The organism is Calyptranema fuscum S582 (genome assembly GCF_055793305.1).
Map to the genome: position 1 here is coordinate 139,230 of NZ_JBSLYH010000011.1, position 23,771 is coordinate 163,000.

At 49.0% G+C, this 23,771-nt stretch carries 19 protein-coding genes and 1 other RNA gene; 11 read left to right on the forward strand and 9 right to left on the reverse strand.

From position 1 onward, the window contains the following. Positions 1–17 precede the first annotated feature (17 nt). Both ACR6Z4_RS10235 and psaK read right to left on the reverse strand, forming a co-directional pair. A complete protein-coding gene (locus ACR6Z4_RS10235; protein WP_479717159.1) occupies positions 18–1,220 on the reverse strand; it encodes a site-2 protease family protein in 1,203 nt (400 codons plus the stop codon). 381 nt (positions 1,221–1,601) lie between these two features. Beyond that, positions 1,602–1,862, reverse strand: coding sequence for a photosystem I reaction center subunit PsaK (gene psaK / locus ACR6Z4_RS10240; protein WP_479717187.1), 261 nt, complete (start codon positions 1,860–1,862; stop codon positions 1,602–1,604). Positions 1,863–2,201: 339 nt separating this feature from the next. On the opposite strand from psaK, the gene ACR6Z4_RS10245 reads away from it, so the two are divergent. Further along, on the forward strand, positions 2,202–2,879 hold the full coding sequence (locus ACR6Z4_RS10245; protein WP_479717160.1) for a phosphoribosylanthranilate isomerase: 678 nt from the start codon (positions 2,202–2,204) through the stop codon (positions 2,877–2,879). A gap of 157 nt (positions 2,880–3,036) precedes the next feature. On the opposite strand, the gene folE is transcribed toward ACR6Z4_RS10245, so the two are convergent. The 3 genes from folE to ACR6Z4_RS10260 form a co-directional block, all read right to left on the reverse strand. Next, positions 3,037–3,762, reverse strand: coding sequence for a GTP cyclohydrolase I FolE (gene folE / locus ACR6Z4_RS10250; protein WP_479717161.1), 726 nt, complete (start codon positions 3,760–3,762; stop codon positions 3,037–3,039). A gap of 77 nt (positions 3,763–3,839) precedes the next feature. Further along, on the reverse strand, positions 3,840–4,565 hold the full coding sequence (locus ACR6Z4_RS10255) for an SDR family oxidoreductase (RefSeq protein WP_479717162.1): 726 nt from the start codon (positions 4,563–4,565) through the stop codon (positions 3,840–3,842). A 941-nt stretch (positions 4,566–5,506) separates the two neighbouring features. Beyond that, positions 5,507–6,490: an acetyl-CoA carboxylase carboxyltransferase subunit alpha gene (locus ACR6Z4_RS10260; protein WP_479717163.1), complete on the reverse strand. Its 984-nt coding sequence runs from the start codon at positions 6,488–6,490 to the stop codon at positions 5,507–5,509. A gap of 1,213 nt (positions 6,491–7,703) precedes the next feature. Between ACR6Z4_RS10260 and ACR6Z4_RS10265 the strand changes: the two genes are divergently transcribed. Together ACR6Z4_RS10265 and ACR6Z4_RS10270 are read left to right on the forward strand one after the other, a co-directional pair. Next, positions 7,704–8,111, forward strand: coding sequence for an AbrB family transcriptional regulator (locus tag ACR6Z4_RS10265; RefSeq protein ID WP_479717164.1), 408 nt, complete (start codon positions 7,704–7,706; stop codon positions 8,109–8,111). A gap of 209 nt (positions 8,112–8,320) precedes the next feature. Beyond that, positions 8,321–9,283: a lysostaphin resistance A-like protein gene (locus tag ACR6Z4_RS10270; RefSeq protein ID WP_479717165.1), complete on the forward strand. Its 963-nt coding sequence runs from the start codon at positions 8,321–8,323 to the stop codon at positions 9,281–9,283. A gap of 166 nt (positions 9,284–9,449) precedes the next feature. Here ACR6Z4_RS10270 and ACR6Z4_RS10275 read toward each other — a convergent pair whose 3' ends face one another. The 4 genes from ACR6Z4_RS10275 to ACR6Z4_RS10290 form a co-directional block, all read right to left on the reverse strand. Then, positions 9,450–10,499 (reverse strand): Gfo/Idh/MocA family protein, encoded by a 1,050-nt coding sequence (locus ACR6Z4_RS10275; protein WP_479717166.1) that lies wholly within the window; start codon positions 10,497–10,499, stop codon positions 9,450–9,452. Between the two features lie 31 nt (positions 10,500–10,530). Beyond that, positions 10,531–11,253, reverse strand: coding sequence for a ribonuclease III (gene rnc / locus ACR6Z4_RS10280; RefSeq protein WP_479717167.1), 723 nt, complete (start codon positions 11,251–11,253; stop codon positions 10,531–10,533). A gap of 356 nt (positions 11,254–11,609) precedes the next feature. Then, positions 11,610–12,012: RNase P RNA component class A (gene rnpB, locus ACR6Z4_RS10285), an RNA gene on the reverse strand. A gap of 46 nt (positions 12,013–12,058) precedes the next feature. Beyond that, entirely contained in the window at positions 12,059–12,898 is an 840-nt protein-coding gene (locus tag ACR6Z4_RS10290; RefSeq protein WP_479717168.1) for a hypothetical protein, read from the reverse strand. Positions 12,899–13,890: 992 nt separating this feature from the next. On the opposite strand from ACR6Z4_RS10290, the gene ACR6Z4_RS10295 reads away from it, so the two are divergent. From ACR6Z4_RS10295 to ACR6Z4_RS10330, 8 genes are all read left to right on the forward strand, one after another. Then, positions 13,891–15,081 carry a BMP family ABC transporter substrate-binding protein gene (locus tag ACR6Z4_RS10295; protein ID WP_479717169.1) on the forward strand — a complete coding sequence of 397 codons (1,191 nt, stop codon included), beginning with the start codon at positions 13,891–13,893 and terminating at the stop codon, positions 15,079–15,081. Between the two features lie 507 nt (positions 15,082–15,588). Beyond that, positions 15,589–16,788 (forward strand): BMP family ABC transporter substrate-binding protein, encoded by a 1,200-nt coding sequence (locus ACR6Z4_RS10300; protein WP_479717170.1) that lies wholly within the window; start codon positions 15,589–15,591, stop codon positions 16,786–16,788. A gap of 14 nt (positions 16,789–16,802) precedes the next feature. Continuing rightward, positions 16,803–17,951 (forward strand): ABC transporter permease, encoded by a 1,149-nt coding sequence (locus ACR6Z4_RS10305; protein WP_479717171.1) that lies wholly within the window; start codon positions 16,803–16,805, stop codon positions 17,949–17,951. A 172-nt stretch (positions 17,952–18,123) separates the two neighbouring features. After that, positions 18,124–18,993: an ABC transporter permease gene (locus ACR6Z4_RS10310; RefSeq protein ID WP_479717188.1), complete on the forward strand. Its 870-nt coding sequence runs from the start codon at positions 18,124–18,126 to the stop codon at positions 18,991–18,993. Between the two features lie 69 nt (positions 18,994–19,062). Continuing rightward, on the forward strand, positions 19,063–20,082 hold the full coding sequence (locus ACR6Z4_RS10315) for a formamidase (RefSeq protein ID WP_479717172.1): 1,020 nt from the start codon (positions 19,063–19,065) through the stop codon (positions 20,080–20,082). Positions 20,083–20,409: 327 nt separating this feature from the next. Next, positions 20,410–21,093 carry a biuret amidohydrolase gene (biuH, locus tag ACR6Z4_RS10320; protein WP_479717173.1) on the forward strand — a complete coding sequence of 228 codons (684 nt, stop codon included), beginning with the start codon at positions 20,410–20,412 and terminating at the stop codon, positions 21,091–21,093. Between the two features lie 116 nt (positions 21,094–21,209). Continuing rightward, complete coding sequence (locus ACR6Z4_RS10325; RefSeq protein ID WP_479717174.1) at positions 21,210–22,772, forward strand: ABC transporter ATP-binding protein; 1,563 nt, start codon at positions 21,210–21,212, stop codon at positions 22,770–22,772. A 263-nt stretch (positions 22,773–23,035) separates the two neighbouring features. Continuing rightward, positions 23,036–23,737, forward strand: coding sequence for a cysteine hydrolase family protein (locus tag ACR6Z4_RS10330; protein ID WP_479717175.1), 702 nt, complete (start codon positions 23,036–23,038; stop codon positions 23,735–23,737). Positions 23,738–23,771: the final 34 nt, after the last annotated feature.

The following is a 23,771-nucleotide window of genomic DNA, read 5'->3' on the forward strand; positions in this document are numbered from 1 at the left end:
GGTTGAAGCTGTGAGGCTCAATCTTTGGCGGCTTTGGCGATCGCCCATAGCTGTAAGCCTGGGGGATAGCTGCCTTCTTCCTTGATCTGTTTAATAATGCTGTCGGAAACAGGAATTTTCAGTTTTTCCACCGTTGCCCGCACAATATCCCCCCGGTCAATCACCCCGGCGACGGCTCCGGCTGGTGATAGCACCGTAATTCGGCGTAAGTCTTGAATTTCTAACTGTTCGATCACTTCCACCAAGGGTGTAGTTTCCGTAACGGTAGCAATATCGGTGAGGGGATGGGAGACTGTTTCCAGGGTTAGCGTTTCCCATTGGCTACGTTCAGCTTGACGTAATTCTTCCAGCGAAACCATACCCCGGTAGCGGCCATCAGATGCGATAAAAAAGGTAGGCACTTGCGCCTCTTCTAGCAGCAAATATTTATCCATAAACTGCCGCAAGCTGAGGGTCGCATCGACGACTCGAAACTCGTGGCTCATGGCGTCTAAAGCTTTTAAGTTCAGCAACACTTCTTGCAGATCTGTAATTCGAGTATAGGCAAGGGCGTTGTTGACCCCAAACCACCCCACCAGGGCTAACCACAAAACCAAGGGGTTAAAGGTGTTGAGGAATGAAAGAATGCTAAAAACGATGGCAAACCATCCAAGATAATGCCCGACTCTGGCAGCCCAACGCACCCCTTTGAGCCGACTGCCCGTTGCTTGCCAAATAGCAGCTTTTAGAACCTGTCCACCATCCAGAGGCAAGCCTGGAAGCATATTAAATACAGCCAGAACACCGTTGATTTCTGCTAAATCTCGGGTAATGGACGTCATTGGCGCAGGGAGGGGCAAAAATCGATAAATCAGTTCCAAAATGATAAACAGGCTAAAACTAACAGCTGGTCCCGCGATCGCCACTTGAAACGCTTGATTCGGGGTTTTTGATTCTTGATCAATCGAGGCGATGCCACCAAACATGAAGAGGGTAATGGAGCTGACCTTAATGCCTTGCGATCGCGCAATCAGGCTATGCCCTAACTCATGCAACAACACAGAGAGAAACAACAAAACTGCCATGGAAAAGCCTGCAATCCAGGCGATGTTATCGCCCCAGTCTTCCTGTTGCCAGATTGTGCCGTAATTGTAGGTGACTAAGAAAAGAATAAAAACCCAGGACGAATCCAACAAGAGCGGGATTCCAAATAATGAGCCAATGCGCCAACCCGATCGCATGAAAATTCCTGATCGATTACGATTCTGATCTTACTGAAATCAACCCTGTGTTGCCTAACAATAGGCGATCGCGCTAGATTTCTCCAGCCAAAGGGGTAGGGCTGCTGTTTATCCCTATTTCTGATGATAGGTTGGGCACAGGGATCTCAACTGTTTCCCTTTCACATTAAAACAGTCGCCAGTGGTATTCATGTCATGATTTTTAGGACTACCAAAAAGTCTGTTTGTGACGCAAAACCAGAGTGTTCACCTTACAAACAGACTTCTTTTGAGCTTATATAGCGATCCTATTTGATTCATGAACCTGATCAGTTGTGAAAGCGCCCGCCCTTTGGGCGGGCGCTTTCACAACTGATTTAGGATTGCTATATTGTGTCGGTTTTACAACAAGCCAGCATTGGAAAGTCCTAAGACCATACCAGCACCGAGAATATGACCAAAGCTAGCAGTTGCCAATAATTCGGCTACACCAAAGCCTGTAAACATCGCTGGCATCTCAACGGGCAAACCGGGACCTACACCCCGATTTTTGATGGCATAGTAGCCAACAGCGATCGCAAATAAATTGCAGGTGATCATAATCAAAGCCACGCTGGGAGACCATTCTGCTGTGGTAACACCGAATAAAAGAGTAGAATGCATCAAAATTTTCTCTCCTATATTGAACTGAGTCTTAAGAACTACTGGGGGGATCTCTATCTGTCCTGAAACAGTAGGATTATAAAAACCTCAGGTTCAATAATCTAGATTTGTTTCAAGAGTTAACGCTTATTGATAAGATTTGCGAAAAACTATGTAGCTCTTTTAAGCTTGATGTTGGAGATGAATTTGAAGGTGAAACCGAAGGTTTCACCTTCAAATTCATCTCCAACATCAGAAACGCCCTAGTGGGTCATCTACGCCATGAGTAGGCTGCAAAATTTAGATGGAATTCTTTGGAATAGAGCCACGCATCAATAGCATCAGTAGCAGGAGGGATCGTTGAGAATCAAAATTTGTGGCATTACTCAACCCGAACAAGGATTGGCGATCGCCCATTTGGGTGCAACGGCTCTGGGTTTTATCTGTGCGCCTCAATCTCCTCGATATGTGAGCGCCGACCAGATCCGCAGGGTTGTCGATCGATTGTCTGAACTGGATAGTCAGGCTCTCACGGTCGATCGGGTGGGGGTCTTTGTCGATGCGAGTTTGGCAGAAATTTGTCAGGTCGTGGCGATCGCTAATCTCAGTGCGGTGCAACTGCATGGCAATGAGTCGTTAGAGTTTTGCCGCGCCGTTGGCAAGGAGTTGCCCCACGTGGAACGGATTAAAGCGATTCGAGTCCGCACGTTAGAAACATTGCAAACGACCTATCACTATGCCGATGAAGTCGATACCCTGCTCCTCGATGCTTACCATCCGGGGCTATATGGTGGGACTGGGCAGACGTTAGATTGGCGATCGCTGACGGAATTTAGCCCATCCTGTCCCTGGTTTTTGGCGGGTGGCTTGACGCCCGATAATATTTTGGCAGCATTAAGTCAGGCGAACCCTGATGGCATTGACCTGTCTAGTGGACTGGAGCGATCGCCCGGAGACAAAGATCTCGACAAAGTCGCCCAATTATTTCAGCGCTTGAATCTGGGCAACCCCAGCCAACATCAACTCACAGAGGTCTAACGTTTAAAAGCGTGAGAGCCTCGCGAAGCGAGGCTCTCACGCTTTATCTAATCCTATCGCTCATTTAAATTGGGATGGGCTTTAGGGTAACTTTTTCAGGGGGTAGGGGCGCAGCCCCCACCCCCTGAAAAAGTTAGTGATTGCACTCCTAGGTTGATTAGAAGAAGGCGGGTTGGTGGCGAATCAAGCTGAGGAATTCTTCACGAGTTTTAGAATCTTCTTGAAACACACCCACCATAGCGCTTGTGACCGTCCAAGAGCCTGGCTTTTGCACACCCCGCATAACCATACACATGTGGCTAGCCTCCATGACAACGGCAACACCTTGGGGGTCAAGGATCTCTTGAATTGCCTCCGCAATTTGGCGAGTCAGCCGCTCTTGCACTTGCAAGCGGCGAGAATACATTTCTACAATTCTCGCTAGTTTGCTTAGCCCTACTACTTTTTGGTTGGGAATATACGCCACATGGGCTTTACCCATGAACGGCAACATATGGTGTTCGCACAGGCTAAACACGTTGATGTCTCTCACCAGCACCATCTCATTGTGGCCTTCGTCAAAAATAGCGCCATTGACAAGTTCTTCTAGAGATTGTTGATAGCCACTGGTGAGAAACTGCATTGCTTCAGCAACCCGCTTGGGTGTTTTTAAGAGACCTTCCCGTTCAGGATCTTCTCCAACCCCTAAAAGCATGGTGCGAACTGCATCCATCATTTCTTCTGAGGACACTTCAGGGGGTTGTGCGGCTTCTTCTTTGGTGGTCAGGGTACTCCGGTCAGGGCGCACCGTTAGTGCTGCCGGATTAGGAACGTTAACACCAGCGGGCGTTGTTCGATTGGTCTTGTTGAAGCCGTTGGAAGAATTGGAAGAAGCAATAGTCATAATAATTTTCGACGAAACTCCGAACGATGGACTGTGTGAGGGATAAATCGTTGATGCTGTTCCGGTACTATCGGGCACTATAAAGTTCCGGCACTGGATAAGAGGGTTAACTCTGGAATCACGGCACCCTGAGGCAGTAATGCTAAATGCAGAATCGATTGAGCAACCACTTCAGGCGATAACATTTGCGTGCGGTCGAAGTCAGCTTGGACGGTTTCACTGTCCCAAATAGGTGTGTTCACGGCACCTGGATTGAGAATCATGACCCGAATTCCGTTGGCACTTTCTTCGGCAGCTAAGGTTTTGGAAAGGGTAATTAACCCTGCCTTGCTGACGTTGTAAGCGCCCCATCCTGGAAATGCGTGATACCCGGCGATGGAAGCAATGTTAATTATTGTTCCCTGCTGGCGATCGCGCATACCGGGCAAAACACCCTGAATACATTGAAAAACACTCGTCAGATTCAGGTCGATAACCTGTTGCCAGGCGTTCAGAGGCGTTGCTGTCAAGTTGCCTGTATAACCCATGCCAGCGTTATTGACAAGAATGTCAATGGGACCGAAATCAGCGGCAATCTGGGCGATTTGAGACTCAACCTGATTCAGCTGAAATAGATCTAATGCATATGCTTTTGCCTCCACTCCCTTTTGTCTGACTGCATCTGCCACTGTTTCCAGCTTGTCTTGAGAACGACTGACCAGCGACACATGGATGCCTGCTTCAGCAAATGCGAAAGCGGTGGCGGTGCCAATTCCACTACTTGCCCCTGTGATGAGTGCCCGATATCCAACATTAGAAGCCATGTATGATTCCGAATTTCCAGTCAAGTCAACCTGAGCAAGTGAGTCAACGTGATGCTCACTAAATCTTGCCGAAGTTTTTGTATTGGCGCAGTCTGGTAGACCTGCCAGTTTTACCCGCCATTGCGGCGTTAGTCATCAACCTTAAGGTAAGGATTACGCAAATTCACAGGGGCTTATAATCCGATAGCGATGAGTGAAACGCAATCCCTGAGAGGAGAACGAAGGCATGTTGTAACATCTCAGGAATCAGGACGAGATTCCCTCAAAAGAATGATTTGCCTCCTCTATCTCTTTCTATCCTTAATTTTTGAGGTATCCATTCATCATCTGTAACGGGATAAAAAATCTTGTTATATCTCGCGTTATGTCTTCGTACAAGCCCATTGCTAGCCTGGGCGATCGCAAAAACAAGAGAATGTCGATGCGATAGAAAGATTAACGGAGTGTAAAGAAGTGTAACTTTTAGAATTATAGCATTGTTGATTTCAACGCATATGTCTTAAGTGTGATGGGGCAGAGATACAACCCTAAAATCATCCAATCCTTATTATCTAGCTTTATCTATAGATCGTTGCCCTTGCCATGTTGGCAGTGAGGTGACTCCTGGATGCTGTCCACAACCTTCTGCCTTCATTGCCGGGGGCTATCGACTGGAGTCATCAACCGACTGCTATGCCTGTGCCTGAAGACGCGCCAAACCTATGCCCCCCCGTAGTCTCCCCTGGCAAGAGGGACAGCAACAGCCGGAGGTAAATCGGGCGCAGCCTTATTCAAAAACGGGGTTACATCCTTTCATTTAGCCATGCTGTCTTGTTGAGGAGCGACGGCTTCGCCGTCGCTCCTCAACAAGACGGACAGATCCATAAATCTGTGATCCTAATCTGTGAAATGCTCACAGAGTAAGCGTTTTAGATATTGCTATCCGTATTGCGACCGAATATTTAGGCAGGAACTTCGTTGAAGACACCAATTTTACGGAATTTTTGGTACCGCAGTTCTTTGCGCTGTTGATGAGTCATCTGATCGAGTTCTGCCAGATTTTCCAAAAAGGCTTGCTTTAAGGTTTCAGCGGCTTTGATGGGGTCAGAATGAGCACCGCCCAAAGGCTCTGGCAACAATTGGTCGAGAATCCCTAAGTTCTTAAGATCAGTCGCCGTAATTTTGAGGGCTTCGGCGGCTTGGGGCGATTTGCCCGCATCTTTCCAGAGAATTGCGGCACAGGCTTCGGGGCTTGCCACCGTATAAACAGAGTGTTCGAACATCAACAGGCGATCGCCAACGCCAATTCCCAACGCCCCTCCAGAGCCTCCTTCGCCAATGACCGTGCAGATAATGGGCACATCTAAGCTGAACATCTCGCGCAGATTATAGGCGATCGCTTCGCCTTGACCTAACCGTTCTGCTTCTAAGCCTGCCCAGGCACCTGGGGTATCGATAAAGGTCAAAATGGGCATGCCAAAGCGGTTCGCGTGGTTCATCAACCGCATGGCTTTACGATATCCGCCCGGAGATGCCATACCAAAATTGCGGACAACATTATCTTTGGTATCACGTCCTTTTTGATGACCCAAGATCACGACGGGTCGCCCGTCTAACCGAGCCACTCCACCAATTAATGCCGGATCATCGGTTCCAGTCAGGCGATCGCCATGCAGTTCGATCCATTCATCGCTGATTGCCTGAATGTAATCGAATGTGCTGGGACGACGGGGATGACGAGCCACTTGCAGCCGTTGAGCTGGCGTCAGGCTGCTAAAAATTTCTTCTCGCAACTGTTTAGCTCTGGCTTCGAGCTGATGAATCTGATCGGATACGTCAACATCGTTTTCTTCAGCCAGTTCGCGAATTTGTTTAATCCGTCCCTCTAAATCAGCCAGAGGTTTTTCAAAGTCAAGGAGAATCGGTTTGCGCTCAGAAGTCGCCATTGTTGAAAGAAATTTAGATCACTCTTTTGAGAATTGTAACAGTAGCCTCGCTTTTCTAATGTAGAGAATTTATGCGTTCTCAGTTCTATCGTCTTGCTTTTGTAGCAATCCTATTTGATTTATGGAAATAGAGCCTGCCCAAACTAATCTGCAAGAGCTCTAATGATTAGATGTGAAAGCGCCCGCCCTCTGGGCGGGCGCTTTCACATCTAATTTAGGTCGCTATATCACTAAATCTTTAGCCAATTCAGGTTTTTGGCGCTTGCGATTATATCCTTTTGCCTCTGTAACACCCGTATTTCTCAGTCTTTACAGTCAGACTTTTAGGGGTTGACGATAGGGGGATATTTGTCAATCCATCCTTTAACGGATAACGGCACAAAGAAGATCCATGCTTTTTTGAGATTGTGTCTTATTGCAACATTATTTCTCATTTTCCCTAAACCGATCGCATTTTCTATTCAAAGCTGAATCCGCCAGAATACTGATCTGGAAACCAGATTTCTCAGATCAGAAGCTTGAAATTTCGAAAAGTTCTAAGTCAGCCCAGATTTTGGCTGGTGGAAATGTGGCTGGGATCGAAAAAAAATATCGCTCAGTAATGATAAGGGGGATTTTATAGCCGATGCCAAACAATGGGGGATAGCTTTTTTGACACCCTGGAATCCATTATTCCTTGAAAATCAAAAATAAATCTATGGGTACTAAAAAATCTGTTTTGGGCACATAAAACACTGGTTTTTCCGATCCTTTGAGATCAGTCTCACGGGAGAAATCTCCTCGACGAATCCCAATTCTGACGCCTGTTTAACGGCTTCAGCACTATTGCTAGTGGGAGATTTACCTAGAGCGATCGCCAATTCCTAAGGGATAGGATCGTTGATCCGGAGGGTCAACTTTCTGCCTCAGTCTTCTTACTTACTGAGTTGTGACTAAGACATTCTGGTACTCAAAGCAGATTCATTTACCGCTTATTTAAGATCAAGATGCTAGCAAGCTCAACCAGACTGAATGGCGTGAATTTTAAATCTGTAAAGGCTTAATTCTGCTTAAGAAACTACCCATTTAGACACAGTAGATTTCGTAATATCAATCTTCTAGAAAGTAGTTGTCACAGGAGTCAGATTTAAGGTTATTATTTTGTTTATATGGCAAAACCTATTCTTAGGTTTTGGCTGGTTATCCCTAATTTTTACGAGGACATCTGGCAGTGATGACCGAAGTTCCAGCAACCCCATTGACAGGCAAAGCACTTCTTCAAAAAGTAAAAGAGCTTTCCCATTTGCCTCGACGCGAGAAGGCAAGACTTTGTGGTTATTACACTGTAGGTAAAAACGATAAGACTCGTGTTAACTTAGCAGAGTTTTTCGAAGCTTTGTTAGCAGCAAAAGGGACTCCTATCAGTACCGAAAGTCCTAAAGATGGACGTGGACGTGAGCCCACTTATCGTGTCAGCGTTCATAAAAATGGACAGATTGTAATTGGTGCAACGTACACCGAAAAAATGGGCTTGAAACCTGGCGATGAATTTGAGATTAAGTTAGGTTACAAGCACATTCATTTGGTTCAGGTCAGTAGCGATAGCCTGAATGGATCGGATGACTCTTTTGATGACGATTGATTTAGTCAACGATTCTTTGTTAGGAAAAGAAACTTTCTCTGCTCAGGGTTTCGTTGAGATACCTCTGGTTGAGTGACGTTGCTAAGGATCCTCATAAAAATAACTTGAATAGCTTTTTTGGGAGAGCGCGGCGGAGCCGCACTCTCCCAAAAAAGTTGTGGGTTTAATTTTGTAAAGATCCTAATTGTGATAGAGATGTTGGGGTAATTTTGCCTGAACAATTTTTGCCAATGGTATTAGAAGCTCCTGCTTTATTAGTAGTAGGAGTTTTTCTTTTAGTTTGGTTAGGTCTGTGGTTGCCGATCGCCATTCCGGTTGCGATCGCTGTCAAATGGCATCCGTTCCAGCCCATCACTCCGGCTCAAAAATTGCCCCTGGTGGCTTCTCTATACCTATTGCTGCCTTTGTTGTTGTGGGGCATTGCTGCACTGCAAAACCAATCATTTGCCGCCTATGGCTTACCCTGGCAGGGGTCAGTTTTGCGATCGGTTGGGTCAGGTTGGGGGATGGGGGTGGTGGGTCTTGCTGCCCTATTTGGTGTCGAGTGGGCATTGGGTTGGGTCACATGGCAAGACCGATCTGTCACGGCTGATGCTGTCACGGCTGATGCTGTACCGGCTGATGCCGTATTTGCCGGTGCTGTACCGGCTGATGCTGTCACGGCTGAAATTATCCCTGTTGAAACTATCCCCGCTGCTGCTGCTTCATCCGTCAGCACGTCACTCCAGTCTGTGCTCCAGCAGGTGGTGCCGATCGCCCTTTTGGGGTTTTGGGTGAGTCTATCCGAAGAATTAGTATTTCGCGGTTTTCTCGTCAATGTGTTGCAGCAAGATTATGGTTCCTGGGTAGCCGCTGCGATCGCCAGTTTGATATTTGCGGTGTTGCACCTGGTCTGGGAAGGGCGCGACAATTTACCCCAGCTGCCTGGCTTATGGTTGATGGGGATGGTGCTGGTGTTTGCCCGTTGGGTCGATGGTGGCAATTTGGGATTGGCGATTGGTTTACACGCCGGATGGATCTGGGCGATCGCCAGCCTGGATACAACGCAAGTCTTGAAATACACGGGCAACGGCTCCCCCTGGCTAACGGGACTGGACGAGAAACCGTTGGCAGGGGGTATGGGGCTTTTATTTTTGCTGGCAACGGCGATCCTGTTAAGGATCACAAGTTAATTACCCTGTTATGTTTGGAGAGAGCGACGGCTTCGCCGTCGCTCTCCCCCAAAAAAGGTTTGATAGCAATTTCTCTTTTTTGCAAGCCATGCAGAGCATGGCTTGCAAAAAAAATAATTGGGTTCTAGCCGAGCGCGCAGCGCTATGGCTGATAACCCATTAAGACTTAAGCTGTTGCCACATCAATCACGGCACCGTTTTGATTAATCGAGCGTGTCAGGGCAGAAAGAATTTGAACAAGCTGCACACCGACCCAGCCAGACGATAGGGAAGAGGGTTCGTTGTGGAGTGCGCAGTCTAAAAAATGCTGGCAGACCTGTTGCAACGGCTCAGCCGCTTCTGTCGCCAAGGGTTGATAGTGTTGATCCACCGGGATGTAATGGGGAGGCAGATGTTCCAAATGACCCTGTTGGAATACCAGGGGGACAGACGCTGCCAGTTCGTCGAAAATCAGTGTGCCCCGAGAACCGACAACGGCAAGGCGGCGTTGTTTATCGGGATTGAGCCAGCACAGGTGGATATGGGCTTGAAAGCCCGTAGGATACAGCAGTTTGACCCAAATCAAATCGGACAGTCCCCTGGGAAATAGGGGTTCGGCTTGGGCTTGAGGTTGCAACCAGACGGTTCCTTCTGCCTGCACCTGTATGGGGGTCGCATTTAACCAATGATTGAAAATGGCAATGTCGTGAATTGCCAGATCCCACAGAGCATCAACATCTTGGCGAATTGGTCCCAGGTGGGTTCGACTGGCGTAGCCGTAGCGCAACTCTCCTGGCAGCCCTTGTTGAATCGCTTGCTGCCCACTTCTAACGGCTGGATGGAATAGATAGGTGTGGTCAATGATGAGTTGTCGGTGCTGGTGCTCGGCAAATTGGCATAGTTCAATCGCGTCTTGAGCATTGAGGGTAAGGGGTTTCTCTGCCAATACATGATGCCCCAACTCCAGGGCAGTACGGATCAGCGAGTAGTGGGTTGTTGCTGGGGTGGCGATCGCCACTGCTTCTACTCCAGGCAACTTCATCGCGGCTCTCCAATCGACCGTTAAGGCAACTTCATCGGTTAGAGCAAACTTTTTGGATAAGTCGTTTAAGCGATCGCGACTGGGATCGGCGATCGCCACGACGCGTGCTTGTGGATGCTGCAAAAAATTGCGGACTAAATGCACCCCCCACCGTCCGACACCAAAAATTGCTATGCCCAGTTTTTGGGAATCCATATCGTTAGAGTGAATCGATCAGTTATGAGCCTCAGGGCGATGCAACAGATTGCTGTAATGCTAAAAAGGCAACTTGAGCAGCGGCTTGCTCTGCTGTTTTTTTCGATTTTCCTTTACCTTGCCCCAACTTCTGCCCATTCAGCCAAACTTCTGCTAAAAATCTTTCGGCATCGCCATAGGCTTGCCCTACTTCCACCACTCGATATTCTGGCAGAGTTTGGTACTTGGCTTGCGTCCAGGTTTGCAATGCACCCTTATAATTTTGCATCGTCGGGTCTAAGCGGATGGCTTCCGCTTTTTGCTCAAGATGAGAGTCGAGCCAGGGGCGCACCAGTTCTAATGTATGCGTGCTGAGGTAGAGTGCTGCCAGGACGGCTTCAAACCCTGATGCCAGACGGGTTTCGTTGCCGATGCGATCGCCTCTAGCACTACTGCCGACCAGCAAATATCGTTCTAAGCCATAGCAATCTGCAATTTCAGCTAAATGGCGATCGCTAACCAAGATCGCTCGAATTGCTGATAGTTCGCCTTCACTGGCTGTGGGATAGCGCTCATGCAAAAACTCGGCGGCGGCTAATTTCACTACGGCATCGCCAACAAATTCTAGCCGTTCATAATTGACCTCGGGTGAAGCGGTGGGATGGGTTAATGCCAGATTGAGCAACGTTAACTCGACTGGAGCGTGCTCGGACAATCCTAATTTTTGGACAAACTGACGTAGTTGCTTGTATCTCGGAGTCTCAAAGAGGGACATAGGGATGGGAAAACTATGAAGCGATGGAGAGATGAGAGATGAGGGGATATAGCGATTTTTATTCGAGGGGAGTTCAGATAATTTTTTGAAAACCATGCGGAGCATGGTTTTCAAAAAATTATCTGGTTCTATAGCGGTATGTATTAGGGTTAGGACGGGGTGCAGGGGTGGAACCCCTGCGTGGGGGCACCGCCCCCACATCCCATGTTGCAAAATTTAGTGTTTGCAATACTAGTAAACCCAATTAAAAGTTTTACAACGGGGTGCAGGGGTGGAACCCCTGCGTGGGGGCACCGCCCCCACATCCCATGTTGCAAAATTTAGTGTTCGCAATAACTAGCAATATTGAATGAAGAGAGAAGAGTAAGACATAAGCCGGGTTCTGTTCTCCTGACAAGTAACTTGTCAGTTGGGTAGTTATCTATCTGGGACGCCTGTTACCAGACGCCTCAAGCGGTACACTCTAACGAGACCGGAAAAAGACCAACCGTCGTCTCTTCGACCTTGCTCCCAACCGGGGTTTACCGAGCCAGCACCTCTCGATGCTGCTGGTGCGCTCTTACCGCACCTTTGCACCCTTACCAGTCAACGATTTTGGTTGGTGTGCCCAATGGGCACATCCCGACAAACCGTAACTGGCGGTATGTTTCTGTGGCACTATCCTCACGGTCACCCGCACTGGGCGTTACCCAGCAAGTCTGGTCTTTCGGGAGCCCGGACTTTCCTCAGACCGAAGTCCGCAACCACCTCGCTTACTCTTCTCTTGATCTCAGTCTAAGCGTTTCTGAGGAGACTCATGTTGCTATTAAGATTTACTTTTTGGATTGAACGGTAAATAGTCTGTCCAGGGTCGTTTTTCGACGGTAAAATCGCAGCGAATGGGATACCAGCTTTCGGTGCGAATCCCAGTTTTGACTTCTGAAAATTGTAAAATCAGCCGCAATGAGTAGCGTAATGGGGCTTTTCTTGCCATGAAATTGGCATACATATCTTTAAGAAATTTGGGTGTTTTCTTGTTTTCTGATGCTTTTCTTAACCCATCTATATTGATCAAGGGGGCTTTAGGTTCTAAGATGCCACCTTCTTTAGATTCCAACAGGTCTTCGGCCGTCAAACTTTCTTTCAAACTTCGACCGGGTGCAATAATGCTATCGACTTGCCGTTGAGACAAATCTAATTTTTTATCGGGGGTCATACGAATTACACGACGCGATCGCCCGTCATAATCAGTTAAGGAACTACTATCCCAATCCACAAAAATCGAAGATGTCTTCGATTTATTTTCAATTGTGATGCCTAGATTTTTGGGTTGCTCCGTAAACTTATAGCGATCTTCAAACTTAAACTTGATATCTACAAAATCTTTTAAAGCAGAGTCTGCCAGTTTTTGCTCTTCCTCTTGACCCTCCAGGCTTTCTTTCTCAACCGCAATTTTTTCTGCTGCAATTTTGGTCTGGTCATCCAGAGAGGTAAATGCCCGATACAGGACATAGATGACACAGATCAAATAAATCGCAACAATAATCACATCAAGCTGTCCACGTCGTTGTTGCGGGTTTTGATTGATGTTGGGTTGAGGAGTTTGTGGTTGCTGAGCAATGAGGCTGGTGTGGTAGGGCAATTCGTGAAGCATATCTACAGACATGGATAGTACGCACTAGTGTATAACAACCCTTTGCCCTTGCCACTTGGCGTTGTTGAGGGATAGGCGTGAATTTGAGGGAAGAGACGCCGTCTCTTCCCTCAAATTCACGCCCCCAGTAATTTTCAATGGCTTAAGCCACAGATTTGTTGTTGTGTGCCGCGCGAAGCGTTTTCAATTCAGCTTTCTTCCCGATTTCTTCACCATTTCCCCCCAAAAAGTTCACGTCAGTGGTGTAACGTACTGAACTCAATAGAGACAAGCGTTCTAGAGATCATTGTCGGCAAGTCAACTGTTCAACCGAAATCAAACCCGACATACACGGATAGTACACGTCGTCGCAAATCGGGGTTGGGGTTAGGGGTGCAGGGGGCAGTGCTCCCGATTCCTCTCATTATCCCAGCCCCACTTGTGAAACGCAGTACTTAGACTGCATCGGAAATTATCGTGTGGTGTAGCTCAGCCGCATTACACAGAAATTTCCAGAGTCAACGTCATAGTGGTGTCAATCAGGTCAATACCGGGGGGCAGGGGTTCTACTTCTCTGTGAGGTTTGAGCCATCATGTTCCCCTTTTTTCTTTAAGGATCGTGGATTTAATAAAACCGAAGATTTATTTTTAGAATCGCGGCGTCGCCGCGATTCCAAAAATAAACGTCCGGGTTTATTTAATTTGTGATTCTATAGCGGTACGCATTGGGGTTAGGACGGGGTGCAGGGGTAAAACCCCTGCGTGGGGGCACCGCCCCCACCCCCTCGAAGCCCTAACTAGATTGCGTAGAACTATAAGGAATGTCTGTCTGTAGTATTGCGGTGTGCGATCGCATGGAATAGAGACAGATATGTTACATAGAACACGAAATCCTCTACGCAACCCATTAATACTGCTAATTATTAATGCGTAAAGCACTATACATAATTGCTGCTGTTTTTGGCTCAGCAGCAGTTTGAACCGTATATTAATTTCCCTGCCGTCATGTTTCGGAGAGAGCAACCGTGAGTAGTAAGAGAGTCTTATCCCTATCCCGTCGTCAAGTCATTCGAGGGCTATTGGCAACCACTGCCTTTGGCGTAACCGCCAAGTTTGGTACGGGCTGTAGCCCTGCCAACGAGGGGACTGCCAGTTCTGACGGGGGTGATGCAGGTGACGCACTGACCGTGGGATTTATCTATGTCGGTCCTAAAGACGACTATGGCTATAACCAGGCTCATGCCGAGGGTGCCGCTGGGATGGCAGGTAAGTTTACGTGGGTCAAGCTGGTCGAAGAAGCCAATGTCCCTGAGACAACGGCAGTAGCAGAATCGATGCGCAGCATGATCGACATTGATGGGGCAAAGGTCTTATTCCCCACCTCGTTTGGTTACTTTGACCCGCACATTATCAAGCTGGCGGGTGATTATCCGGATGTACAGTTCTTCCACTGTGGTGGTCTGTATCAAGAAGGCACGCATCCTAAAAATGTGGCGAGCTATTTTGGCTACATCGATGAAGCCCAATACCTGGCGGGTATTGTTGCCGGGTTAACGTCTAAAACGGGCAAGCTCGGCTTTATTGGCGCAAAACCGATTCCTCAGGTGCTGCGAAACATCAACAGCTTTACCTTAGGAGCCAGAAGCGTCAAACCCGAGGTGACGACCCAGGTTGTGTTTACTGGCAACTGGGCAGAACCGATTAAAGAAGCGGAAGCTGCAAACAGCATGGCAGATCAGGGGATCGACGTGATCACCTGCCATGTGGATAGTCCTAAAGTGGTGATGGAAACCGCAGAGAAGCGTGGCATTTTCTGTTCTGGCTATCATGCCAACCAGGCAGCACTGGCACCCAAGGGGTATCTCACCGGAGCCGAGTGGGATTGGTCAAACCTCTACAGCAAATTGGCTGAAGATATCAATTCGGGCAAAAACCTGATGGATGGCAGTATTCCTCACTTACTCCGGGGTGGCTTGAAAGATGGCTTCTGTAAGCTGTCTGATTACGGTCCTGCGGTGGGTGATGAAGCCAAGCAGGCTGCCGAAGCTGCCAAGGCAAAATTTATGGATGGCAGCATGGTGATCTACAAGGGTGAGATCAAAGATAACCAGGGTAAAGTCGTTGTTACGGCAAGTGAAGAACTGAAACAGCAAGATCCTAAACTAGAGCAAATGGATTATCTGGTAGAGGGTGTGGTGGGTAGCATCAGCAGCTAACCCTGATGGATGTGAGCCGAGTCCACGTCGTCACCCATAGAGGTTGAAGTGGGGGGTACAGGGGCGTAAACCTCTCAACCAAGTCCTTCCGGATTGAGGGGAAACCGAACCTCGCCCCCTAATACCAATCTTTTATGAAGTTGCGCCAAATTAGAACCCCCTGTAGTCCCCCTTAGCAAGGGGGACGGCGACAGCCGGGGGTTGAATAAGATGCAGCTTCACATTAAATCGGTATAACCCCCAATTCTGGGGGAACCGAACCATTCAAAGTCGCTCAGGATTAGGGATTTAGGGGGCGTAACGCTCTTAATCGAAGTTTGTCTCGGTTGCGGCGGATATGGTATCCCTTCATTCCCAAACCCCACCGAAATCCGGATCACGACCCATCTAAACTTTGTAATCTTAGATACTACGGGTAAGGCAGCGAATCGATAGTTTGATGGCGAGTCTTGCATTCGCAACTTGCAAGTGATTTGTCGAAAAGCATTTCTATCGGAGAAGACGACGGTGAGCTACAGAAGGTTTTCAGGTTTATCCCGCCGCCAGGTTATTCGAGGTTTGTTGGCTGCTGGTGCGTTTGGGGTTACGGCAAAGTTTGGGACTGGATGCAGCCCGTCTGCGGAAACGGAGGCAGGCTCTTCGACAGGTGAGGCACCTGCTGGCGGTGAGCCACTGGTGCTTGGCTTTATCTACGTAGGTCCAAAGGACGATTTTGGCTGGAACCAGGCTCATGCGGCAGGGGCAGCGGCTATGGCATCGAAATTAACCTATGCCAAATTGGTTGAAGAAGCCAGTGTGCCTGAAACCAGTGCTGTAGCTGAATCGATGCGTAGCATGATCGACATTGATGGGGCTAAGGTTCTGTTTCCTACGTCCTTTGGATACTTTGACCCGCACATTCTCAAAATGGCAGAGGAATATCCCGATGTGCAGTTTTTCCATGCGGGAGGGCTGTATCAAGAAGGGGTTCATCCTAAAAATGTCGGGAGCTATTATGGCTATATTGACGAGGCGCAGTATATCTCCGGTATTGTGGCAGCGCTGACCACTGCGAATGGCAAGCTAGGGTTTGTGGCAGCTAAGCCAATCCCGACTGTTTTACGAAATGTCAATAGCTTCATGTTGGGTGCCCGCAGTGTACGCCCCGATGCCACAACTCAGGTGATTTTTACAGGCGATTGGGCGATGCCGTTGAAGGAAGCGGAAGCCGTTAACAGCATGGCAGATCAGGGAATTGAATCGGTGACCTGTCACGTTGATAGCCCCAAAGTCGTGATGGAAACCGCAGAAAAACGTGGCATGTTCTGCACGGGGTATCATGCTGACCAGGTTTCTCTGGCTCCCAAAGGGTACTTGACGGGAGCTGAATGGGATTGGACGACCTTTTATAGCAAGTTGGTTGAAGACTTGAACGCAGGCAAGACATTGATGGTCGGCGATATTCCCCATATGTTGCGAGGGGGATTGAAGGAAGGATTCTGTAAGATGTCAGCCTATGGTGCGGCGGTTACCCCAGATGCCAAGCAAGCGGCAGATGATGCGATCGCCAAATTTATGGACGGCAGCATGGTGGTGTATCAAGGCGAAATCAAAGATAACCAGGGCAAGGTAGTGATTGCCACGGGCGAAGCGTTGAAACAACAAGATCCAAAACTGGAGGAAATGAACTACCTCGTCGATGGCGTGATTGGCACGATTGGCAGTTAGAAAAGGACTCAGCGATGCAAAGTTGGCGTAGAACTCTCGAATCGATTTTCATTCCTTTTAGTGCCATCCTATTTGGGTTGATTCTGTTTGGCGTATTTTGTGCGCTGGCAGGGGCAAATCCATTTGGCGTTTATGGCTCAATCTGGAAGGCAGCGTTTGGCAGTTGGAGTACGTTTCAGAATACGCTGATTCGGGCGGCTCCGCTGATGTTGAGTGCGTTGTGTACGGCATTGCCCGCTCGCTTGGGACTGGTCATCATCGGCAATGAAGGAGCGCTGGTGATGGGGGGTCTGGGAGCCATTATCATGGGGCTATTTTTGTCGTACGGTAGTGTGTTACCGACGGCGGAACAGGTGGCAGATCCGTTAGGGTTGCCGTCTGTCGTTGTCCAGATTGGTATGGCGATCGCAGCGCTGTTGATTGGTGGCGTATGGATTGGCATTGCTGGCGCACTGCGGCATTACCGGGCGGTGAATGAGACGATTAGCAGTTTGTTGCTCAACTATGTGGCGATCGCTTTACTCAATCATCTAGTCGGCGGCCCTCTGCGCGACCCCAGTTCGCTGAATAAGCCCTCTAGCTTTACTCTGCCGGAAATCAATATGCTGGGCAGCATGCCTGGTACACGGGTTCACTGGGGGTTGCTCTACGGCATTGTTGCCTGCGTCATTTCCTACTTCTTGATTCAGCGCACTACCTTTGGGTTTGCGGCTCGGACGGCAGGCGGTAATATTCGGGCTGCCCGGATTGCCGGATTACCTGTGGGTAAGCTGACGGTTGCTATTTGCTTCCTGGCAGGTTCCTGTGCCGGTTTGGCGGGTATGGTCGAAATTGCCGCTGTCCAGGGTTCGGCAAACGAATCGCTTAATGTTGGGTATGGGTATGGCGGCATCATGGTGGCATTTGCTGCGCGCCATAATCCCCTGGCGGCGATCTTTATTTCCCTATTGGTGGGTGGCATTCTGGCTAGCGGCGGGATCTTACAGCGATCGCACAATTTGCCCGATGCAACGGTGTTGGTGTTTGAAGGACTGGTTTTCTTAGTCGTATTGTTCAGCGACTCGCTGTATGGCAGAATTCCCTTCTTCAAAGAACAAATGACCGTTGTCACCCCTCCTGCTCCCCCACCTTCTCCAGGACAAGAGCCCGTGGTAACGGTATGAGGCTGAGAGCTCATAGCTCATAGCTAACAGCTAACAGCTAACAGCTATTAGCTACTCTGACACCTCGTTCAAAACTTGAAACTCGCATTTTCGGAGGACTTCTAACGTGGCAGCAGAAGCAGTAGAGGCTTTAGGTTGGTGGGGGGTGCCCCTGGCGATCGCCGCCGGGACAATGCGGGGTGGCACACCGTTCCTGTTCGTCAGTTTGGGTGAATGCCTGACGGAGAAGAGCGGCAAGATCAACCTGGGTCTGGAGGGTACCCTGCTGACGGGGGCAATGAGTGCCTATGGCATTTCTTATCTCACCGGATCGCCCTGGATAGGCGTTTTGGTAGCCGGTTTGGCAGGGTTGGTGTTGGGTGCGATTCACGGCTGGTTATCGCAACAACCGCGTGTGAATGATGTGGCAGTCGGTATTGCCATGATTATCTTTGGCAGCGGCATTGCCTTCTTTCTGGGCAAGCCGTTTATCCAACCGTCTGCGCCGCAGTTACCCACCATCAACCTGGCAACCGACGGCATGGTTCCGGCATTAAAAGCAGCGTTGCAGATCAGTCCCTTGTTTCTCTTGGGATTGGCGATCGCCCCGATTATGAACTGGTTCTTTCGCTCGACCCGCTGGGGTTTATTTATCCGGGCGGTGGGCGATAGCCCCGATGCTGCCAGAGCCATGGGCGTTTCTATTTTCAACGTGCGGATGCTGAGCGTTATGGCAGGCAGCTTTTTAGCCGGTATTGGTGGAGCCTCGCTTTCGCTTTATTATCCCGGCGTTTGGACGGAACGCATCTCTAGCGGACAAGGCTTGATGGCGGTTGCGTTGGTGATCTTCGCCCGCTGGAATCCCATTCAATGTCTCTGGGCATCCCTACTGTTTGGGGGTGCTCAAGCCCTCGGACCTGCCCTGCAATCCGTTGGCATCAAAGAAGGCTACTATCTGTTCAACGCTGCCCCTTATGTGCTGACCTTGTTGATTATGATTGCCACTTGCACTCCCAAACGCACCCTCACCGGCGCACCCGGTGCCTTGGGAACAGATACATAGCTGATAGCTAACGGCTAATAGCTATTAGCCATGACCCTTCATCCTTTTCTAACCCCCTAAACTCTTACTATGAGCGGACTTGGCGGACTCAACAAATCACCGAACGGCGTTGTTTTAGGCATGGTGCAACTGCAACTGCCCAACGTCGTTACGCCCGATGATCTGGCTGCGCAGACGCAGCGTATTGTCGAAATGGTTGGCAAAGCTCGACGCAATATGCCGACGATGGACTTAGTGGTTTTTCCAGAATATTCATTGCATGGGCTGTCGATGGATACCAATCCCGATATCATGTGCAAGCTAGATGGTCCTGAAGTCGCTGCCTTTAGTCGGGCTTGCCAAGACAATAAAATTTGGGGTTGCTTTTCCATCATGGAATACAATCCCCACGGCAACCCTTATAACAGCGGCATTATCTTAGATGACCGGGGTGAATTAAAGCTTTACTACCGCAAACTGCATCCTTGGGTTCCGGTCGAACCCTGGGAACCTGGGAATCTGGGCATTCCCGTGTGTGAAGGACCGAATGGCAGCAAGATCGCATTGATTATTTGCCATGATGGTATGTTTCCTGAAATGGCACGGGAATCTGCCTATAAAGGCGCAGAAATTATGATTCGCACGGCAGGATATACTGCCCCAATTCGGCACTCCTGGCAGGTCACCAATCAAGCGAACGCTTTCTGTAACCTGATGTACACGGCTTCGGTCTGTATGTGCGGTAGCGATGGCAGTTTTGACTCCATGGGCGAAGGGATGTTTGTTAATTTTGACGGCACACCATTAGTTATGGGTAGCCATCGCCCCGACGAAATTATTACAGCTGAATTACGCCCTGACCTGGTGCGCGAAGCTCGTCAACACTGGGGTGTTGAGAACAATATTTACCAGTTTGGGCATCGCGGTTATGTTGCGGTCAAAGGTGGCGCACAAGACTGTCCCTACACCTACATGAAAGATATGGTGAATGGCAACTATCGGCTTCCCTGGGAAGACGAGGTGGTGCATAAAGATGGCACGTCCTGTGGCTTCCCGGAACCCTCCCGGATGTATATCGAAGATGCAGAACCGCAAGTAGCTATTAGCTAACAGCTAACAGCTAATAGCTAACAGCTAAGAGCTAACAGCCAACAGCTAAGAGCTAACAGCTATAGCAATTGAGTAGATGGCTAAGACAGTGGAGGTGTGGGGGCTGCGCCCCCAGCCAGGGGTTCCACCCCTGCACCCCGTTCAACCAGCTAATAGCTAACAGCTAACAGCTAACAGCTACTAGTGTTGCAAACACTAAATTTTGCAACATGGGGGTTTCGGGGCTGTGCCCCCAAGAGAGGGTTTCACCCCCTCCACCCCCTCTAAAACTTTTAAGTTGGTGTACTAGCTAATAACCAAATCTCCTTATTCACTCAGAGACTTGCCATGGGACGTTACGTCGAATCAGAACCCTACTTGTATCCTTATAACGGCGATCTGCGCCCAGAAAACACGGTGCTGCTGATTATTGATATGCAGACCGATTTTTGTGGAGAAGGTGGCTACGTAGACAAGATGGGCTACGACTTGTCGCTGACGCGTGCGCCGATCGAGCCACTCAAGCGGTTGTTGGCAGTGATGCGGGCAGAGGGTTATCACATCATGCATACGCGAGAGGGACACCGACCCGATCTGGCAGATTTACCCGAAAATAAACGTTGGCGATCGCAACAAATTGGGGCAGGTATTGGTGATCCCGGTCCTTGCGGTAAGATTTTGGTGCGGGGCGAACCCGGTTGGGATATCATTCCTGACCTGGCTCCCCTACCGGGCGAACCGATTATTGATAAACCGGGCAAAGGTTCCTTCTATGCTACAGATTTAGATTTGCTACTCAAACGTTGCGCTATTCAAAACATTATTCTCACAGGTATCACTACGGATGTTTGCGTTCATACCACCATGCGGGATGCCAACGATCGTGGTTATGAATGTCTACTTCTTTCTGATTGCACTGCCGCTACCGACTATGGTAACCACCTGGCAGCCCTGAAAATGGTAACAATGCAAGGCGGTGTCTTTGGTGCGATCGCCTCTTCAGACGCCCTGATTCAAGCCATCAAATCTTAACCAATTCGGTATCAAACCGCGATTTATTGCACCTTAATCCCTGACGTTCAATTCCTGCTTTTCTTGCTCCCGTCTTCTCTCTTCTCTCACTTATCCACCTGCTGGAGTCTCATACCATGACCGAAGCCAACACTCTCACCCCTAATACTCAATCCCCAATGCCTGATACGCCTCGACCTGCCGAGCTGCAAGTGGTCAATATGACCAAGCGGTTTGGCAGCTTAACTGCCCTGGAGGATGTCTCCATGACCCTGAAACCGGGGACGTTTCATGCCCTGCTCGGTGAAAATGGGGCGGGTAAAAGCACCCTGGTGAAGTGCATTATGGGCTTTTACACTCCCACCTCGGGTGAAGTACTGATTGATGGTGCAAAAGCTGCTATTCACAGTCCTCGGGATGCGCACAAGTATGGCATCGGTATGGTTTATCAGCACTTTACGTCTGTGCCTGCGATGACGGTGGCAGAAAACCTGGTATTATCGCGGTTTGATAGCCCCACGCTGATCAATTGGAAAAAAGAAATGGAAGGATTGCGCACCTTCATGGCATCCTCTCCCTTTCAAGTCCCGTTAGATGTGCCGATCGCCCAATTAGCGGCTGGAGAAAAGCAAAAGCTAGAAATTCTCAAGCAAATTTATTTGCATAGCCGCATCTTGATTTTGGATGAACCAACCTCAGTACTGACCCCCGGAGAAGCCGATGAAGTATTGGGCTTGTTGCGCGAACAAGTTAAGGCAGGACAGTTAAGCGTGTTGATGATTTCTCACAAATTCCGTGAGGTAATGGCATTTACTGATGAAGTAACAGTACTGCGCAAAGGGCGATTTGCCGGAAATGGATTGGTCAAAGACCTGACCGTTTCAGATATGGCAGAGATGATGATGGGCGAGCGACGAGAGCCCAAACAAGTCGAGAAAGTGACGCATCCTGACCCTGTGGCTGTGCTTCAGGTGCAAGATCTCCATGCCAATAAAGATAATGGTTTGGAAGCAGTAGGTGGGGTCAATCTGACGGTTCACAGTGGCGAAATTGTCGGTATTGCCGGGATTTCGGGTAACGGACAGCGTGAGTTTGTAGAATCTCTGGCGGGTCAACGTCTGCCAACGTCAGGGCAAATCATTGTCAATGGCGAACTTTATACGGCAACTCGTGCCGAAATGTTTAAGCACAAGGTGTTTGCCTTGCCTGAAGAACCACTACGCAATGCCTGTGTGCCCCATATGAGTGTTGCCGAAAATATGGCACTGCGCACCTTCGATCGCTCACCCCAGGCAAAGGGCATTATGCTGATATTGAATGCGATCAAGCAAGCCGCACAGGGCTTGATTCAGCAATTTTCTGTGAAGACACCTTCGCCCGAAACGCCTATCAGCAATCTGTCGGGTGGTAATGTTCAACGAGCGGTGTTAGCCCGAGAATTATCTGCCGATCACATTCGTTTATTGATTGCCGCTAACCCTTGCTTTGGCTTAGACTTTGCGGCGGTAGAGTTCATTCACGGTCAAATTGTCGCGGCTCGTAACCGAGGAGTTGCTGTTCTTTTAGTCAGTGAAGACCTGGATGAATTGTTGAAATTGAGCGATCGCATTCTCGTGATTAGTGGCGGTAAATTTGTTTACGACAGCCCCATCGAGCAAGCTGACTTTGCCGCGATCGGTCAAAGTATGGCAGGTCATTAGCATCATCAAACCACAGGGACGCGATTCATCGCATCTCTTAGGAATCATGGCGTTTCTTAGAAATCGCGTCTCTACAGCCGCCGCAGGGCTGGTTTGGAAAGGGGTGCGGTCTGTGCCCCCAGACAGGGGTTCCACCCCGGCACCCCGTCCTAATTAACCATTTAATGGCACCATGTGAATCATGTCTTGGTATGAATCGTGGTTCTGCATGAGTTGCGGCTTCACATGAATCTCTCGATTTTTCCTATTACTCCATTACCCCTATGCCTTCTATCCCCGCTCTACCCTACGACTACCCCCTGCCTGCTGACCCAAGTAAATTGGCTTTGATTGTGATTGATATGCAACGTGATTTTATGGAGCCAGGTGGCTTTGGAGATGCATTGGGTAATGATGTCAATCGGTTACAGGCGATCGTGCCAACCTTAAAACACTTGTTAGAAACGTTTCGGTCACTGAAGTTACCGATTTTTCATACGATTGAATGCCACAAGCCAGACTTATCGGACTGTCCACCATCAAAGTTGGAGCGGGGAAAGAGTGCGCTGAAGATTGGTGATGAAGGTCCGATGGGACGGATCTTGATTGTGGGTGAGGCGGGAAATGGGATTATTCCGGAACTGGCACCATTGCCCGGTGAAACAGTGATTACAAAACCCGGTAAGGGTGCATTTTATGCCACGCCGTTATCGTCGTTGTTAGAAGAACGGGGAATTACCCATTTGTTAATTACAGGTGTGACGACAGAAGTATGTGTGCAAACCACGATGCGAGAAGCCAATGATCGAGGCTATGAGTGTCTGATGGTAGAAGATTGTACGGAGAGCTATTTCCCAGAATTTAAGCAAGCGACGCTAGAAATGGTACGGGCACAAGGTGGCATTGTCGGATGGACCGCTGCCGCTGCTGCCGTTATAACTGCTTTAGAAACCGCTACAGCACCGCAAGTGGTTCTTAAAAGTTAAACCAATATGTCTCCTATCTGAAACGTTGATTGTT

Coding starts and splice junctions, on each gene's coding strand:
- ACR6Z4_RS10235 (WP_479717159.1), bottom strand. CDS start 1,220: ATGCGATCGGGTTGGCGCATTGGCTCATTATTTGGAATCCCGCTCTTG.
- folE (WP_479717161.1), bottom strand. CDS start 3,762: ATGACTATTGCTTCTTCCAATTCTTCCAACGGCTTCAACAAGACCAAT.
- biuH (WP_479717173.1), top strand. CDS start 20,410: ATGGGACGTTACGTCGAATCAGAACCCTACTTGTATCCTTATAACGGC.
- ACR6Z4_RS10330 (WP_479717175.1), top strand. CDS start 23,036: ATGCCTTCTATCCCCGCTCTACCCTACGACTACCCCCTGCCTGCTGAC.
- ACR6Z4_RS10315 (WP_479717172.1), top strand. CDS start 19,063: ATGAGCGGACTTGGCGGACTCAACAAATCACCGAACGGCGTTGTTTTA.
- rnc (WP_479717167.1), bottom strand. CDS start 11,253: ATGTCCCTCTTTGAGACTCCGAGATACAAGCAACTACGTCAGTTTGTC.
- ACR6Z4_RS10255 (WP_479717162.1), bottom strand. CDS start 4,565: ATGGCTTCTAATGTTGGATATCGGGCACTCATCACAGGGGCAAGTAGT.
- ACR6Z4_RS10260 (WP_479717163.1), bottom strand. CDS start 6,490: ATGGCGACTTCTGAGCGCAAACCGATTCTCCTTGACTTTGAAAAACCT.
- psaK (WP_479717187.1), bottom strand. CDS start 1,862: ATGCATTCTACTCTTTTATTCGGTGTTACCACAGCAGAATGGTCTCCC.
- ACR6Z4_RS10305 (WP_479717171.1), top strand. CDS start 16,803: ATGCAAAGTTGGCGTAGAACTCTCGAATCGATTTTCATTCCTTTTAGT.
- ACR6Z4_RS10265 (WP_479717164.1), top strand. CDS start 7,704: ATGACCGAAGTTCCAGCAACCCCATTGACAGGCAAAGCACTTCTTCAA.
- ACR6Z4_RS10290 (WP_479717168.1), bottom strand. CDS start 12,898: ATGTCTGTAGATATGCTTCACGAATTGCCCTACCACACCAGCCTCATT.
- ACR6Z4_RS10275 (WP_479717166.1), bottom strand. CDS start 10,499: ATGGATTCCCAAAAACTGGGCATAGCAATTTTTGGTGTCGGACGGTGG.
- ACR6Z4_RS10325 (WP_479717174.1), top strand. CDS start 21,210: ATGACCGAAGCCAACACTCTCACCCCTAATACTCAATCCCCAATGCCT.
- ACR6Z4_RS10310 (WP_479717188.1), top strand. CDS start 18,124: ATGCGGGGTGGCACACCGTTCCTGTTCGTCAGTTTGGGTGAATGCCTG.